Source organism: Pseudomonas sp. UV AK001 (assembly GCF_046097675.1).
Classification (GTDB): Bacteria; Pseudomonadota; Gammaproteobacteria; order Pseudomonadales; family Pseudomonadaceae; genus Aquipseudomonas; species Aquipseudomonas kribbensis.
Genome location: NZ_JBJUVZ010000003.1, coordinates 441765 through 455806, shown reverse-complemented (window position 1 = coordinate 455806; position 14042 = coordinate 441765). Strand labels below are relative to the sequence as shown.

Genomic DNA, 14042 nt, shown 5'->3' with positions numbered 1-14042 from the left:
GTTAATCAGAAGTCGAAAGGACAGCGCTGTCTTCACAATCACACTCATACCGCCTGTTTCAGGCCATGGGCCTGCCACCAGACGTGGGCTTGCGACGCGAGTTCTTCAACGCTGTGGATCGAAGCGTTCAGGGCCAGGGTCAACGGCTCGCCTACCGGCGATTCGAGGGTGGCGAACTGGCTTTCGATCAGCGTCGCCGGCATGAAATGGCCCGGGCGATGGGACACGCGGTCGGCAGCAACTTCCGGCGTCAATTCGAGGAACACGAAGCCCAGGCCCGGCAAGGCGCTGCGCAGACGTTCGCGGTAAATGTGCTTGAGGGCCGAGCAGGTCAGCACCGGGCGTTCGCCCAGAGCGTCAACACGACGCAGCTCATCGCACAGGCTGTCGAGCCAGCCGGCACGGTCTTCGTCGTTCAGGGGGATCCCCGCGCTCATCTTTTCGATGTTCGCGGCCGGATGGAAAGTATCGCCTTCAATGGCAGTGGCGCCGCTCAATTGGCACAGGGCCTCGCTGACGCACGTCTTGCCGCAACCGGCAACGCCCATGATGACCAGGGCGGTGATGGGATGATTCATGTAACACCTCAGCGCGCAGACAGCGCTACCTTTGCTAGCTATGACTCTAGTGCACAGGCAGAAGTTGCCGACGCCTTCTTGTCGTTTTTTTGGGTTGCAGCAGGTTTTGTCCCAACGCCAAAAAGCGAGGATCAGGCAGGACCTCGCTCACGCATTTGCAGCTGCATAAGGACAGCGCTACCTTAGTGCCTTGATTTTTGTTTGGCAAGCCGCCCGATGACCACCCCTAAAAACGATAAAAACACCCGCACCACCGGCCGTCCCACCCTCAATGAAGTCGCCCGGCTGGCCGGCGTCAGTCCGATTACCGCCTCGCGCGCCTTGCGCGGGGTCAGCACCGTCGCCACCGAACTGGTGGAAAAAGTCCAGAAAGCCGCGCTGGAACTCAACTACGTGGTCAACCCCGCCGCCCGCGCCCTGGCCTCGGCCCAGAGCCATTCGGTGGTGGTGCTGGTGCCTTCGCTGGCCAACCTGTTGTTCATCGATACCCTGGAAGCCATTCATCGGGTGCTCACGCCCAAGGGCTTCGAAGTGCTGATCGGCAACTTCCACTATTCCCGCGATGAAGAAGAAAACCTGCTGCGCAACTACATGGCCTATCAGCCACGCGGCCTTCTGCTGACCGGCTTCGACCGCACCGAAACCTCACGGCGGATGATCGAGGCCAGCAACATTCCCTGTGTGTACATGATGGAACTGGACAGCGCCGCCGGGGTGAACTGCGTCGGATTCTCCCAGCTCAGCGCCGGGGAAACCGCCGCCGAGCATTTGCTGTCCCGTGGCCGCAAGCGCCTGGCGTACATCGGCGCGCAGCTCGATCAGCGCACCCTGCTGCGCGGTGAAGGCTTCCGTAAAGCACTGCAGAAGGCCGGCCGCTACGACCCGGATCTGGAAGTGCTGACCCCGCGTTCATCCTCCGTAGGCCTGGGCGGCGAGCTGTTCCTGCAACTGCTGGCGGCACATCCGGACGTCGATGCGATCTTCTTCGGCAACGACGACCTGGCTCAGGGCGCCCTGCTCGAAGCGCTGCGCAACGGGATCCGGATCCCCGAGCAAGTGGCGATCCTCGGCTTCAATGACCTGCCGATGTCGGAGCACATGGTGCCGCGCCTGAGCAGCATCAACACCCCGCGCGAGGCCATCGGCCGGCGTGCGGCGGAACAGATGCTGACCCTGATGGCCGGCAACAGCGTGGCGCGTCCGGTGGAGGACATGGGCTTCGAACTGAAAATCCGCGAAAGCACCTGACTCAACCGCCCAGCAACTCCACAAGAGCCAGCGCGCCCTTCTGCAACGGCTGGCTCTTGAGCCATACCGCGTGCACCGGCAGCACCAGGCCGTTTTCGATGTTGCGGAAATTCAGCCGTTTCAATCGTCCGCTATCGAGCCACGGCTGCACCACCGACAGCGGAAAATTGCCCCAGCCCAACCCCGCCTCGACCATTTCCAGCGCCATCTCCAGGCTGTCGGTGCGCCAGTGGGATTCGGCCACCAGCGGCCGGGTTTCGCTGATCGGCAAGTCGCGGCTGCCGACGACGATCTGCCGCACATGCACCAGATCCTCGAGAAACAGATCCTGCCCCTGCAACAGCGGACTGTCCGCTGCCAGCGTGGCGATCATCCGTTCACTGCCGACAAACTGAAAGCGCTCCAGCACGTTCACGCTCAACCCGGCGAACGCCAGGCACACGCTGACCCGGCCGCTGTGGAGCATCGCCAGCACATCGTCCTGCGGCGCGGTCAGCACTTCTATATCGAGCAGCGGATGACGCTCGCTGATCTCCTTGATCGCCGCCAGTAACCGTCGGCGATCGATATCCGTCGCCACGCCGATCGACAACTTGCTCTCCAGCCCCAACGACAGCTGCACCGCATGCACCTGCAATTGCTTGAGCTGATCGGCGATCAATCGCGCATGGGGCACCAGCGACAGCGCCATTGCCGTGGGTTGCGGTTCGCGGTGGCTCCGGTCGAACAACGGATAGCCGAGTTCGGCCTCCAGATTGCCGATGGCCATGCTCACCGCCGACGGGACTTTGCCCAACGCCCTGGCAGCAGCAGAAAACGAGCCGCGTTCGATTACGGCGAGAAACAGTTCGATGCTTTCGCTGTTGAAATTCACTTCATACACCTATCAATAAAACTGAAAGCTTCTGACTTTTTCTGTCATCACCATTGAAGCTATCTTTCGTCGCCTTCGCCAGCCCCGTTGGCCACAAGTCGCAAGAAAGAGGCAATTCCCCATGCAAGGCGTCAAACGCAAACTGGTCTATGTATCGCTCTATGAAGTGATCGGCATGACCTTCTCGGCCCTCGGCCTGGCCCTGTTGTCCGGCACTTCGCCCGGCAGCACCGGCCCGTTGGCGGTGATCATCACCACCATCGCCGTGACCTGGAACTTCATCTACACCTCGCTGTTCGAGCGCTGGGAAAGCCGTCAGGTCTCGCGCACCCGCACGGTCAAACGGCGCATCGCCCACGCCGTCGGGTTCCAACTGACACTGATCGTGTTCCTGATTCCGCTGATTGCCTGGTGGATGAATATCAGTCTGGCGCAGGCCTTCCTGCTGGATCTCGCGCTGATCGTGTTCATCCCCTGCTACACCTTCGCCTTCAACTGGCTGTTCGATAAGGTGTTCGGTTTGCCGGCCTCGGCGCTGCCGGATCCTGCACCCGCAGCATGAATCGCTGATTGGTAAGCGGATATTGCAAGAAATCGGCGGTTTTCCTGCTTAAGCCGCCGATATAAACAATCCTTGATTTCCGATAGCAGGCTAAGCTTTTCCATCATAAAAAAATGGATCGGCCCATGACTGCACACGCCCCCGCCACCTCGCAACGCGACGGCATCGACCCGATACGCGCCGCACAGATTTCCGCCCGCATCGACCGCCTCCCGGCAGTCGCCACGATCTGGCGGCTGGTGGCGCTGCTGTCGATCGGTGGTTTCTTCGAACTCTACGACCTGTTCCAGACGGCCTACATCAGCCCCGGCCTGATCCGCGACGGCATCTTCGCCACCGGCAATCAGGGCGTGTTCGGTTTCTCCGATCAGGCCGCGTTCGCCTCGGCAACCTTCCTAGGCCTATTTCTCGGCGCCAGCCTGCTCAGTCCGTTGGCGGATCGTTTCGGGCGACGGGCGATCTTCACCTTCGCGCTGGTCTGGTACACCGTGGCCACGGTGCTGATGGGCGTGCAGAGTTCGGCGCTGGGGATCATCTGCATGCGTTTTCTGGTGGGCATCGGCCTCGGCATCGAGCTGGTGACCATCGACGCCTACCTCTCGGAACTGGTGCCCAAACGCATGCGCAGTTCGGCGTTTGCCTTCGCGTTTTTCGTGCAGTTCCTGTCGGTGCCGGCGGTGGCATTGATGTCGTGGTGGCTGGTGCCGCAGGCGCCGTTCGGGGTGTCCGGCTGGCGTTGGGTGGTGTTGGCCAGTGCGGTGTTTGCATTGTTCATCTGGTGGCTGCGCAAGCGTTTGCCGGAGTCGCCGCGCTGGCTGGCCCAGCATGGCCGTTTCGATGAGGCGAACCGGATTCTCGATGGCATCGAGGCGCGCTGCGAGAAGGATCACCGTCAACCACTGGACGCACCGGAAGCCGTGGCAGTGGATGTCGAAGGCAAGGGCCGTTTTGCTGATATCTGGCAACCGCCCTACCGTCGTCGGGCATTGATGCTGATCGTCTTCCACATCTTCCAGGCCATCGGCTTCTTCGGGTTCGGCAACTGGCTGCCGGCGTTACTCTCCGGTCAGGGCGTCAGCGTCACTCACAGCCTGATGTACGCGTTCATCATCACCCTCGCCTACCCGCTCGGGCCGCTGCTGTTCGTCAAATTCGCCAACCGCTTCGAGAACAAGTGGCAGATCGTCGGCTCGGCCCTGGGCGCCATGACTTTCGGCACCTTGTTCGCGTTGCAGACCAGCGCTTTCGGCCTGATCTTCTGCGGGGTGATGATCACCTTCTGCAACGCTTGGCTGAGCTTCAGTTATCACTCCTATCAAAGCGAACTGTTCCCCACCAACATCCGCGCCCGGGCGGTGGGGTTCTGCTATTCGTTCAGTCGTTTGTCGACGGTGTTCAGCAGCCTGTTGATCGGTCTGTTCCTCGACCACTTCGGCACGCCAGGCGTGTTGGCGTTCATCGTCGCCAGCATGCTGATCGTGATGCTGACCATCGGCTATTTCGGTCCCCGCACCCGCAATCTGGCGCTGGAAAACATCGCCCATCGTTGACGGGCAACGGTCATCTTCTGCCGCCGGACGGCAAAGGATGACCGCTACCAGAACTCCTATAGCCTCAATCTGTTGAGTTTATAGGGTCTAGCCTTCAGGCACGGTAATTGCTGCTCAACCGCCGACAGCAATTACCACAAGGTCCTCCATCATGTTGGTCAGCTCGAAACAAGCGGATCTGATTCATCTGCCCAAGCGCATCACCGATGACGCAACCGCCACGGCGGCGGCCGGCCTGCAAGGCGGGCTCCACGGCGCCATGCTGCAAACCCTGCAAAACCAGGCCCAGGCGCAAACCGCCGAAGCCACCAATCAGGTGCAAAGTTCGGCCACGCAACTCGCCACCCAGCAGGTCAACGAAGCCACGCGCATCAGCGACAACGTCGACGAGGCGTTCGCCAAGACGCGTGTAAACCTGCAAGCGACCGATGCCACGTCGACCAAGACCGCCGGCACCTCCGCCACGGACGAATTCAAGGACTACATGAGCAAGTCGCCGGAACAGCGCCTGCGCGACAGTATCCTGAAGGAAATGGGTCTGACCGAGGACGACATCAAAGCCATGCCGCCGGAGAAACAACTGGCCATCGGCAAAGAGATCGCCGATCGCCTGCAGGACAAGATGAAGCTGGCCGAAGCCGAGAAGCAGAACAAGCAGGACGCCAATTCGGTGAAGCTCAGTGACCAGTCGGCCGACAAGTTCCTCGCCTCGCTCTAACGAACGGCGCAATGAAAAAAGGATCCCCACGGGGATCCTTTTTTTTCAGCCGTGAAACCGTCAGTTCAACTGCAACGTCTCGTTGAACTGACTGATCGCATCCACCACATGCCGCGAGCCCTGCTGAATCTCGCGGATCGCGTCCCCCGCCTCGTTCGCCAGTTCCACCCCGAGCCCGGTGCGGCTCAGACTCGACTGCATGCTCGACACCGCACTCAATGACAACTCGTGGTTCTTGCGCACCACATCGACAATCTCCAGGGTCGCCTGACTGGTCCGCGCCGCGAGGCTGCGCACCTCATCCGCCACCACCGCAAAACCACGTCCGTGCTCACCCGCCCGCGCCGCTTCGATGGCCGCGTTGAGCGCCAGCAGGTTGGTCTGGTCGGCAATTCCGCGAATGGTCTGGACGATGGTGCCGATGATGTCCGACTGCTTGCTGACCGCATCGATGCTCAGCGCCGCTTCGTTGAGGTCGCGGGAAATGTCCTGAATGATCTGCACCGTTTGCTGCACGACCTGTGAGCCTTTTTGCGCGCAGGCGTCGTTTTGTACCGAGGTGCTGTGGGCCGATTCCGCAGCGGTCTGCAAGGTCGTCATCTGATGGGTGATGTCGCTGGCGAACTTCACCACTTTGTACAAGCGGCCCTTGGCGTCGAACAACGGGTTGTACGAGGCTTCGAGGTAAACGGTTTGTCCGGACTTGTTCTTGCGCTCGAAGCGGTGCGAGTGATATTCGCCGCGATTGAGCGAGGCCCAGAACGCCTTGTATTGCGCCGACTCGGCTTCGGCACGGTGACAGAACAGACTGTGGTGATGGCCGACGATTTCGTTGAGCGAGTACTGCATGGTCTTGAGGAAGTTGTCGTTGGCCGAGATCACATTGCCTTCCGGGGTGAACTCGATCACCGCCATCGAACGGCTGATGGCGGCGAGCATGCTTTCCTCTTCTTTTTCCTTGTTTACTCGCGCGGTAATGTCCGACGCCACTTTGATCACACTTCGAACCTGTTTGTCCGGGCCGTACACGGGCATGTAACTCGCTTCCAGCCAGATCTCCTGACCACGCTTGTTCAGGCGCAGGAATGTCCCGCTGAGCGGTTCGCCTCGGGCCAGATCACGCCACAACTTGGCGTATTCCTCGCTACGGTAAAACTCTTCTTCACAAAAGATCCGGTGATGTTTGCCCCGTACTTCCTCGGCACTGTAGCCCATGGTCTTGCAGAAGTTGTCATTGGCATCCAGCACGATGCCGTCGGGGGTGAATTCGATCATTGCCATCGAACGGCTGATCGCCTCCAGCTTGGCATTGGCTTCGGTCAGGGCACAACTGAAGCGTTCGATTTCCTGCAGGTCAGCCTTGTGATGTAGGTTGAACATGTCTCTATCACCTTGAGCGCGGTCTTTTGATTTGATGAAAGTTCAGGTCTTTCAGAATCCACCACTACGTTCCACAGAACAGGCACACGCATTCCTCCACGGGAGGAAGTTGTCAGGTGATAAACGATGATTAATCAAAGAGTCCATGCAGCGACGCTCTAATCAAGACATCCTTCTCTTGATAGCCCGCGAACGGGCCATTCCTAACGTGTAGAAGAACTTCCATTTAAAAAACATGCTCCTTGCCGGTTAAGTGTCGGTGCCTTGGGTTGCGCACTCTGGCAGCTTTGTTCTCGGCTAACCGATTGCCGTCGAGGCGCTTTGGATGGCGGTCGACATAGTTAGTTACGTGTGAGCATAGACAGCGCAAAGCCTTGCGCAAGGCCACTAGTCGGCCAGTACCACGGCGAGATTGGGCAAAAAACAGACAAGAATCGGTTCAGCGGGCGGGATGTTTGTTGCCATTGCGACCGACTCGCAATGGCAACTTTTGAAACGACACAATAATCGGAAAAGAACTACAGACTTGCGCTGACTTTATTCGCCACTTCACCCGGTACCCACGGTTTCCAGACTTGCGGCTGGTCACGCAGAAACGCTTCGGCCACCTGGCGTGGCTGCTGGCGCTTTTCGCTCATCCCGGCCAGGGTCTGGTTCAGCAGATCGATCGGCAAATCGACTTTCTCAAAGAACGTCACCAGTTCCGGGTACTGCGCCTTGAACGGTGCAGACACGCCAATCGCCAGGCTTGCCGGCATCGAACGGGTGCCTTTCGGGTTGGGGTTGTTGGCGTCGGCCAGGGTTTTCCAGGCTTCGGCGTCGAACGGCGGCTCCTCCAGCTTCACCAGTTTGAAGCGACCGAGCAGCGGCGTCGGCGAACAGTAGTAGAACAGCACCGGCTTGCCGCGCTTGATCGACGACGCCACCTCGGCATCCAGCGCCGCGCCGGAACCGGTGCGGAAGTTGACGAAGCTGTCGTTCAACGCATAGGCCTTGAGCTTCTGGCTGTTGACGATTTCCGAGGTCCAGCCGGTCGGGCTGTTGAGGAAGCGCCCGCGGCTCGGATCTTCCGGATCCTTGAACACATCCTTGTAGCGCGGCAGGTCGGCCACGGATTTCAGCTCCGGCGCCAGCGGTTTGATCCCACGCTCGGGGTCGCCCTTGATCACGTACTCCGGCACCCACCAGCCTTCGGTGGCGCCCTTCACCGTATCACCGAGGCCGAATACCTTGCCTTCGGCAGCGGCCTTGACCCACGCCGGACTGCGTCCGGCCCACTCTTCGCCGATCACTTGAATGTCGTTTTTTGCCAGCGCCGCTTCGAGGCTGACGGTGCTGCCCGGCAGTGTGTCGGTCGGGTAGCCGTAGCCTTTTTCGACGATCAGGCGCAGCACTTCGGTGATGAAACTGCCGCTTTCCCAGGTGATGTCACCGAAGTGGATCGGCGCTTTTGATTCCGCAGCGACAACGTGGCCGGCCGTCAGGGTCAGGGCCAGCAGCGAACTGCCGAGCAGGGTTTTGATCGATCTCATGCGGACCTCTTGTTCTGGGAGGAAATCAGGGTTTGGTTGGCGCTGTGGCGGTTGCACAGGGCCTGGGAACGGGTCATGTACATGCTCACCGAACGCTGGGAGATACCCAGTTCGGCGGCGATTTGCGGGTAGGTCAGGCCATCGATGCGCGCCAGCAGAAAGGTCGAGCGCACCTTGCCCGGCAGGCGCTGGAGCGACCGGTCCAGATGCTTGAGGCTCTGCGACAGGTCGGCGAGTTCTTCGGGAGATGGCCCGTGATTGAGGTCACTCTGCTGCAGTTGTTGCAGATGCCGACGCTCCAGATCACCCCGCCGCCAGAGTTCATACAGCAGGCGTTGGGCGATGGTGGTAAGCAAGGCGCGGGGTTCGCGGATGGCGGTCAGGCCCGGTGCTTCGAGCAGTTGCGCGAAGGTTTCGGCGGCAATGTCTTCGGCGCTGGCTGCATCATTCGATTGCCGGCGCAGGCGTGCGCACAACCACTGGTAATGGTCGCGAAACAACGTGTTCACATGATTGCGATGGGATGGGTCGGCGCCGGACATGGGGGCTCCTTGGTCAAGGGTCGCTGAATGTCCGGTCGTCCGGTGGCGCGATCCTAGCAAGGTGCCTTATGCGTTAAAAATACTTAAAAAGAATTTTTATATTCCATTAGTGAATTAATCGAGGCCGCTAGCGCAAGGGGCCATAACCCAGCTCTTCGGCCTCGCGCTGGTAATCCAGCAGGACGAGATAATCGCTTTCGCTGGCTGGCAGGACTTCGGGCAAACCGAGGACACGGGCCACATCCGGCAAGTCTTGCAGGCTGCGGTTCATGGCCCGGCGCAGTTGCTCGATCTGCCGGTCCGTCGTGCCGGCAGCGGTGATGAAGGGCAAGGTCGGGCTGAACGCACTGCGCGACACCACCCGCAAGCCGCTGACCTCTTCAGCAGCGTGCTGCGCCAGGTACGCAAAGGTCACGCTATCGATGGCCGCCAGATCAGCAAGGTCTTCGCGCAACCAGCGCAGACTCTCGCGATGACCGCCACTGAGGTCGACCGAAGCGAAAAACCGCCCGTCCCGCTGCAACGTTGCCAGGCGCTGGCGCAACAGGTTCATGCCGCTGTTGGAGTCTTCGCTGTTGATCACCCCGCGACTGTCGAAGAACTCCGCCAGACTGCGGCGCGGATCATCGGTGCGGGCAAGGATCAGGCTGCAATGATTGCCGGCCGTGGCGTCCGGCAATTCGTAGAGCGGACGGCCGGCAAGCCTGACCTGCCCGCGCAACGCGGTTATCAGCGGATAGCCGCAGGTCTGGGTCAGCAGCAACTGCGGCGACAGCCAGAGTTCCGGCAGCGACAAGCCTTCGGCACTGAGCCGCGAATGGCCCAGGTGATCGAGAATCCGCGCCAGCCACTGTTCGTTCGCCGCGCGGATCGGCTCGGGGGCGATGTACATCAACAGCTCTGCGTAACCTGATGTCATGGTGGCCTCAAATGAATGGATGCTGCGGGCTGTCGATCGGCTTGATGCCGTGCCGACGCCACAATTGCCCATAGCCCTGCACCAGAAATCCGCCGCTGCGTTCGATCCATTGCTCCCGGCGCATGCGGTAGGCCTTGGGCAAGTCGTACCACGCCAGCTTCGGCAAATCGTGGTGCACCAGATGGAAATTCAGGTTCAGGAACAGCCAGCGCCACGGCCATCCGGCTTCGTTGAGCACCGTGCGTTGCTCCGGTTGTGTGTGCGGCCGGTGTTCATAGTAAGAGCGGACCATCGCAATCGACAGCGCAGGGATGCTGATCAGCAGCAGGTAATGCCAGACCGGCAATTCGCTGTAGCGGTCGATGAACACCAGCATCAGCACAGTCAGGGCACCGTGGGTCAGCCACATCAGCCAGGCCTGGCGTTCACCGTTTTTCAGGCGTTGCAGTTCTTCACCGGCCAGCGCCAGCAACGCCAGCGGCGCGCCGAGGATGAATCGGCCGAGCACGGTCTTGTTCAGCCAGTGCAGGCTGCGTTCGAACAGCGAACTGCCCTGCCAGCGTTCGGCGCTCAGGTAGCGGCTTTCGGGGTCGAGGCCAGGGATCGTCAGGTCTTCGTCGCGATGGTGCCGCAGATGGCTGTCGCGATAGAGGGTGTACGGATACCACACAGCGAACGGCGCATAGCCGAGGACTTTGTTGACGAAGATCCAGCGCGTCGGATGACCGTGAAGCAATTCGTGCTGCACCGACAGCCAGAGCACCAGCAACGGAATCAGCAGCAACGTGGTCCACCAGAGGCCGAGCCATTCGCTGCCCAGCACAATCGCGAACCAACCGCCGTACACGCCGATCAGCAGCAGCCAGGTCGGCCAGTCGGTGCGGGCGGTGAAGCGTTGACGCAGGGTTTCGATCTGTTGGCGATGGGCATCGTCGAAATAGTGGGGCATGGCGTGGCTCGGAACGAAGGTCTGTTCGTTCTGTGCAACACCAGCGGGAAATCTTGCAGATTATTTTTTGCAGAGAAGAAAGGAGCCCGAAAAGCGGGCTCCCGAGGAACGGTATCAATGGCCAAAAATGTCGACTTTTTTCGCCCTTTTCTCATGGCGCTTCTCGATGGCGGTCTTGGCCGGTTTCTTCTTCGCGGCTTTCTTCGAATCCATACCTTTGGACATGATGCGTACTCCACTCAGAGGGGATGTGAGATCAGGTATACACCTATCCCGGCGAGTACGTTGTTTTATAATCCGCGACTTTTGCACCGGCAGTCCGATTCATGACCGACACCCGCTACAGCCAGCTCGACGACCTGTCCTGGCCCTTGATGAACAAGTTCTACCGCCAGCATCAATCGTCAATGAAAGCGGTGCGCGAGGCGCAATTGTGGGTGGCGCGGCGCGAGGAAATCGTGGCTGCGCTGTGCCTGCGGCCGGTGTTCGGCGGGCATTGGCTGACCGGGTTGTTCGTTGATCCGGCCTGTCGCGAACAAGGCATTGCCGCGCAGTTGATCGCGGCGGCGGTGAAAGATGTGGAGGCGCCGGTGTGGCTGTTCTGCCACCCGGACCTGCGTGAATTCTACGAGCGACGCGGCTTCACCTTCGACCCCGCCCTGCCCCAGGCCATGGCCGAGCGCCTGAGCCGTTATGCGCGGAGCAAGCCGATGATTGCCATGGAGCTGGCGCCGCGCACTGGCTGATCAATCGTCAGCGTTGGGATCGAGATCCGGGAACATCACTTCGGTAAAACCGAACTTGCTGAAATCGGTGATGCGCGACGGGTACAGGCGCCCGATCAGGTGATCGCATTCATGCTGCACCACCCGCGCATGGAACCCCGAAGCCACACGTACGATCGGTTGCCCTTTGGGGTCGACGCCTTCGTAGCGGATCTGCTGATAACGATCCACCGCGCCGCGCAGGCCGGGCACCGACAGGCAGCCTTCGAAGCCCTCTTCCATCAGCGGGCTGAGCGGCGTGATCAGCGGGTTGATCAGGATCGTCTGCGGCACGGCTTCGGCGTCCGGGTAACGCTCGCTGTGCTCGAAGCCGAAGATCACCAGTTGCAGGTCGACGCCGATCTGCGGCGCGGCCAAGCCGACACCGCCGACGCATTCCATGGTCTGGAACATGTCGTCGATCAGTTGCCACAACTCCGGGCTGTCGAGCATCTCGGCGGGCACCGGCGGGGCAATGCGCAGCAGGCGCTCGTCGCCCATCTTCAGGATTTCACGGATCATGATCAGGCTTCGTCTGTGTTCGGTTTGAGCGACTGATCGCGCCCCAGGCCGGAAACGTGTTGTTTGGGATGTTCATCGAGTTCGCCGGGGACTTTCTCGCCCGGGTCCTTGCCCTCGCTGGACATGTGTTCGATCACCGCATTCATCTCCGCCCCCAGCAACAGCACCGCGGCGGAAATGTAGAAATACAGCAACAGCACGATGATCGCACCGATGCTGCCATACATGGCGTTGTAGTTGGCGAACGTCTTGACGTAGAACGCAAACCCCAGGGACGCGACAATCCACACCACCACCGCCAGCACCGAGCCCGGGGTAATGAAACGGAACTCCTGTTTGACGTCGGGCATCACGTAGTAGATCAACGCGACGGCGACCATCATCAGGATCACGATCACCGGCCAGCGGGCGATGGTCCACACCGTGACGATGAAATCTTCCAGCCCGAACTGCCCGGCAATCCAGCCCATCACCTGCGGCCCCAGCACCATGAGTGCGGCAGCGGCCAGCAGCATGCCGGCGATGCCGACGGTGTAGAAAATCGACAGCGGGAAGCGCTTCCAGATCGGCCGGCCCTCGACCACGTCGTAGGCAGCGTTCATCGCGCTCATCATCAGGCGCACGCCGGCGGACGCGGTGTACAGAGCGATGACGATACCCACGGAAAGCAGGCCGCCCTTGGATTGCTGCAACTGGTCGATCACCGGGTTGACCTGCTCCAGCGCCTGGGGCGGCAACACCAGCTCCGATTGCAGGCGCAGCCAGGAGAAGAAGTCCGGCAGGTGCAGGAAACCGATCAGGGCAATCAGGAACAGAATGAACGGGAACAACGAGAACAGCATCTGGTAGGCCAGTGCCGAGGCATAGGTCGACATCTCGTCTTCCATGAACTCGGTGACGGTACGCACGATGACCCGGTGCAGGGGCAGGCCTTTCATGTCGGGGAAAATCATTCGCGTCTCCTTTCGCCGCAAAACAGGTTGAAGTCGTGGCGACTCAGGGGCCGTTTTCTCTCATCAAAGTAGCCTACTTGGCGACTCTGAAACACTGTGATCCGTGACTGCATGTGAACGACACACAAAAACGGCCATCCTTGGATGGCCGCTTCGGTGTTTCGTTCAAGGCTGGATCAAGCCTTGTCGACGCCTTTCTTGATCGCGTCCTTGGCTTTGCCCACCGCTTGCTGGGCCTCGCCTTTCTTCTCTTGCAGTTTGCCTTCGGCTTGCAGCTTGGTGTTGTCGGTGGCTTTACCGACGCCTTGCTTGATGTTGCCGACCGCTTCGTTGGCCATGCCTTTTACTTTATCGCCTGTGCTACTCATGGTGTTTCTCCTTGGTGCATTGAAGGGGAAAAGTCAGTACGTAATGATTGACTGACCCGGTTTGCGCCAAGTTTCATTTATTTTCAGGGCTTCATTTCGTCGCGGCGTGCAGGTTGCGCTTTATGTTTGCGAGCGTAGCCCCGAGAATGCCCACCATAAGGGCGCCAGGCGCCACAGAACCGATCCCGCAGGAATGTTATGAAACTCGATAAAAAGCAGGCCATCGCCCGTCGCAACCAGGAACTGGGCGGTGCCGTGCTCGGCACCAACAACTGCCACTTCGCCGAATTGAACCGCAACCGCAACATCTGGTGGTTCGACTTGCCGGTGTCGCGTCTGGCCATCGGTCAGTACGAGTGGATTCACCTGTTGATGCACACCCCGGCCACCGACGAACTGCTGCACCTGAAAGTGCCGACCGTGTTCCTGCGCGAGAAACTCGAAGGCCTGGTGATCCGCAACGAAGGCAAGCGCAAGGCAGCCCTGAGCCTGGAACTGAGCGCCGACAAGGACTCGTACCTGCAGGACATGCGCCCGGCGGGGACCAATGTGAACTTTGCGCCGTTCCGCCAGTAAGCGATTC

At 60.2% G+C, this 14042-nt stretch carries 15 protein-coding genes and 2 pseudogenes; 6 read left to right on the top strand and 11 right to left on the bottom strand.

The window, feature by feature from the left end; translation table 11 throughout:
- Positions 1 to 44: 44 nt before the first annotated feature.
- Entirely contained in the window at positions 45 to 578 is a 534-nt protein-coding gene (locus ACKLNA_RS13030) for a gluconokinase (protein WP_085730316.1), read from the bottom strand.
- A 216-nt stretch (positions 579 to 794) separates the two neighbouring features.
- Here ACKLNA_RS13030 and ACKLNA_RS13025 point away from each other — a divergent pair, with 216 nt between their 5' ends.
- Entirely contained in the window at positions 795 to 1826 is a 1032-nt protein-coding gene (locus ACKLNA_RS13025) for a LacI family DNA-binding transcriptional regulator (protein WP_065259320.1), read from the top strand.
- A 1-nt stretch (position 1827) separates the two neighbouring features.
- Here the strand turns inward: ACKLNA_RS13025 and ACKLNA_RS13020 are convergent, their stop codons facing one another.
- Entirely contained in the window at positions 1828 to 2700 is an 873-nt protein-coding gene (locus ACKLNA_RS13020) for a LysR family transcriptional regulator (RefSeq protein ID WP_408986078.1), read from the bottom strand.
- Positions 2701 to 2821: 121 nt separating this feature from the next.
- Here ACKLNA_RS13020 and ACKLNA_RS13015 point away from each other — a divergent pair, with 121 nt between their 5' ends.
- From ACKLNA_RS13015 to ACKLNA_RS13005, 3 genes are all read left to right on the top strand, one after another.
- Complete coding sequence (locus ACKLNA_RS13015; protein ID WP_408986077.1) at positions 2822 to 3262, top strand: PACE efflux transporter; 441 nt, start codon at positions 2822 to 2824, stop codon at positions 3260 to 3262.
- 125 nt (positions 3263 to 3387) lie between these two features.
- Entirely contained in the window at positions 3388 to 4812 is a 1425-nt protein-coding gene (locus ACKLNA_RS13010; protein ID WP_408986076.1) for an MFS transporter, read from the top strand.
- 151 nt (positions 4813 to 4963) lie between these two features.
- On the top strand, positions 4964 to 5530 hold the full coding sequence (locus ACKLNA_RS13005) for a hypothetical protein (protein WP_408986075.1): 567 nt from the start codon (positions 4964 to 4966) through the stop codon (positions 5528 to 5530).
- Between the two features lie 60 nt (positions 5531 to 5590).
- On the opposite strand, the pseudogene ACKLNA_RS13000 reads toward ACKLNA_RS13005, so the two are convergent.
- The 6 genes and pseudogenes from ACKLNA_RS13000 to ACKLNA_RS12975 all read right to left on the bottom strand — a co-directional run.
- Positions 5591 to 6019 (bottom strand): annotated as a pseudogene (locus tag ACKLNA_RS13000) (methyl-accepting chemotaxis protein); the annotation flags it as partial.
- Positions 6020 to 6139: 120 nt separating this feature from the next.
- A pseudogene (locus tag ACKLNA_RS12995) lies at positions 6140 to 6910 on the bottom strand (PAS domain-containing protein); the annotation flags it as partial.
- A 518-nt stretch (positions 6911 to 7428) separates the two neighbouring features.
- Positions 7429 to 8442 carry an ABC transporter substrate-binding protein gene (locus ACKLNA_RS12990; protein ID WP_408986074.1) on the bottom strand — a complete coding sequence of 338 codons (1014 nt, stop codon included), beginning with the start codon at positions 8440 to 8442 and terminating at the stop codon, positions 7429 to 7431.
- On the bottom strand, positions 8439 to 8984 hold the full coding sequence (locus ACKLNA_RS12985) for a sigma-70 family RNA polymerase sigma factor (protein ID WP_408986073.1): 546 nt from the start codon (positions 8982 to 8984) through the stop codon (positions 8439 to 8441). The genes ACKLNA_RS12990 and ACKLNA_RS12985 overlap by 4 nt, the downstream gene beginning before the upstream one ends.
- A 127-nt stretch (positions 8985 to 9111) precedes the next feature.
- On the bottom strand, positions 9112 to 9903 hold the full coding sequence (locus ACKLNA_RS12980; protein WP_408986072.1) for a phosphate/phosphite/phosphonate ABC transporter substrate-binding protein: 792 nt from the start codon (positions 9901 to 9903) through the stop codon (positions 9112 to 9114).
- Between the two features lie 7 nt (positions 9904 to 9910).
- Complete coding sequence (locus tag ACKLNA_RS12975; RefSeq protein WP_408986071.1) at positions 9911 to 10852, bottom strand: fatty acid desaturase; 942 nt, start codon at positions 10850 to 10852, stop codon at positions 9911 to 9913.
- A gap of 326 nt (positions 10853 to 11178) precedes the next feature.
- Here ACKLNA_RS12975 and ACKLNA_RS12970 point away from each other — a divergent pair, with 326 nt between their 5' ends.
- Positions 11179 to 11598 (top strand): GNAT family N-acetyltransferase, encoded by a 420-nt coding sequence (locus tag ACKLNA_RS12970; protein WP_408986070.1) that lies wholly within the window; start codon positions 11179 to 11181, stop codon positions 11596 to 11598.
- On the opposite strand, the gene def is transcribed toward ACKLNA_RS12970, so the two are convergent.
- From def to ACKLNA_RS12955, 3 genes are all read right to left on the bottom strand, one after another.
- Positions 11599 to 12138 carry a peptide deformylase gene (gene def / locus ACKLNA_RS12965; protein WP_408986069.1) on the bottom strand — a complete coding sequence of 180 codons (540 nt, stop codon included), beginning with the start codon at positions 12136 to 12138 and terminating at the stop codon, positions 11599 to 11601.
- A gap of 2 nt (positions 12139 to 12140) precedes the next feature.
- Complete coding sequence (locus ACKLNA_RS12960; protein WP_085709666.1) at positions 12141 to 13091, bottom strand: YihY/virulence factor BrkB family protein; 951 nt, start codon at positions 13089 to 13091, stop codon at positions 12141 to 12143.
- A 176-nt stretch (positions 13092 to 13267) separates the two neighbouring features.
- A complete protein-coding gene (locus ACKLNA_RS12955; RefSeq protein WP_248742534.1) occupies positions 13268 to 13459 on the bottom strand; it encodes a CsbD family protein in 192 nt (63 codons plus the stop codon).
- Between the two features lie 198 nt (positions 13460 to 13657).
- Here ACKLNA_RS12955 and ACKLNA_RS12950 point away from each other — a divergent pair, with 198 nt between their 5' ends.
- On the top strand, positions 13658 to 14035 hold the full coding sequence (locus ACKLNA_RS12950) for a hypothetical protein (protein ID WP_007951149.1): 378 nt from the start codon (positions 13658 to 13660) through the stop codon (positions 14033 to 14035).
- Positions 14036 to 14042 lie beyond the last annotated feature (7 nt).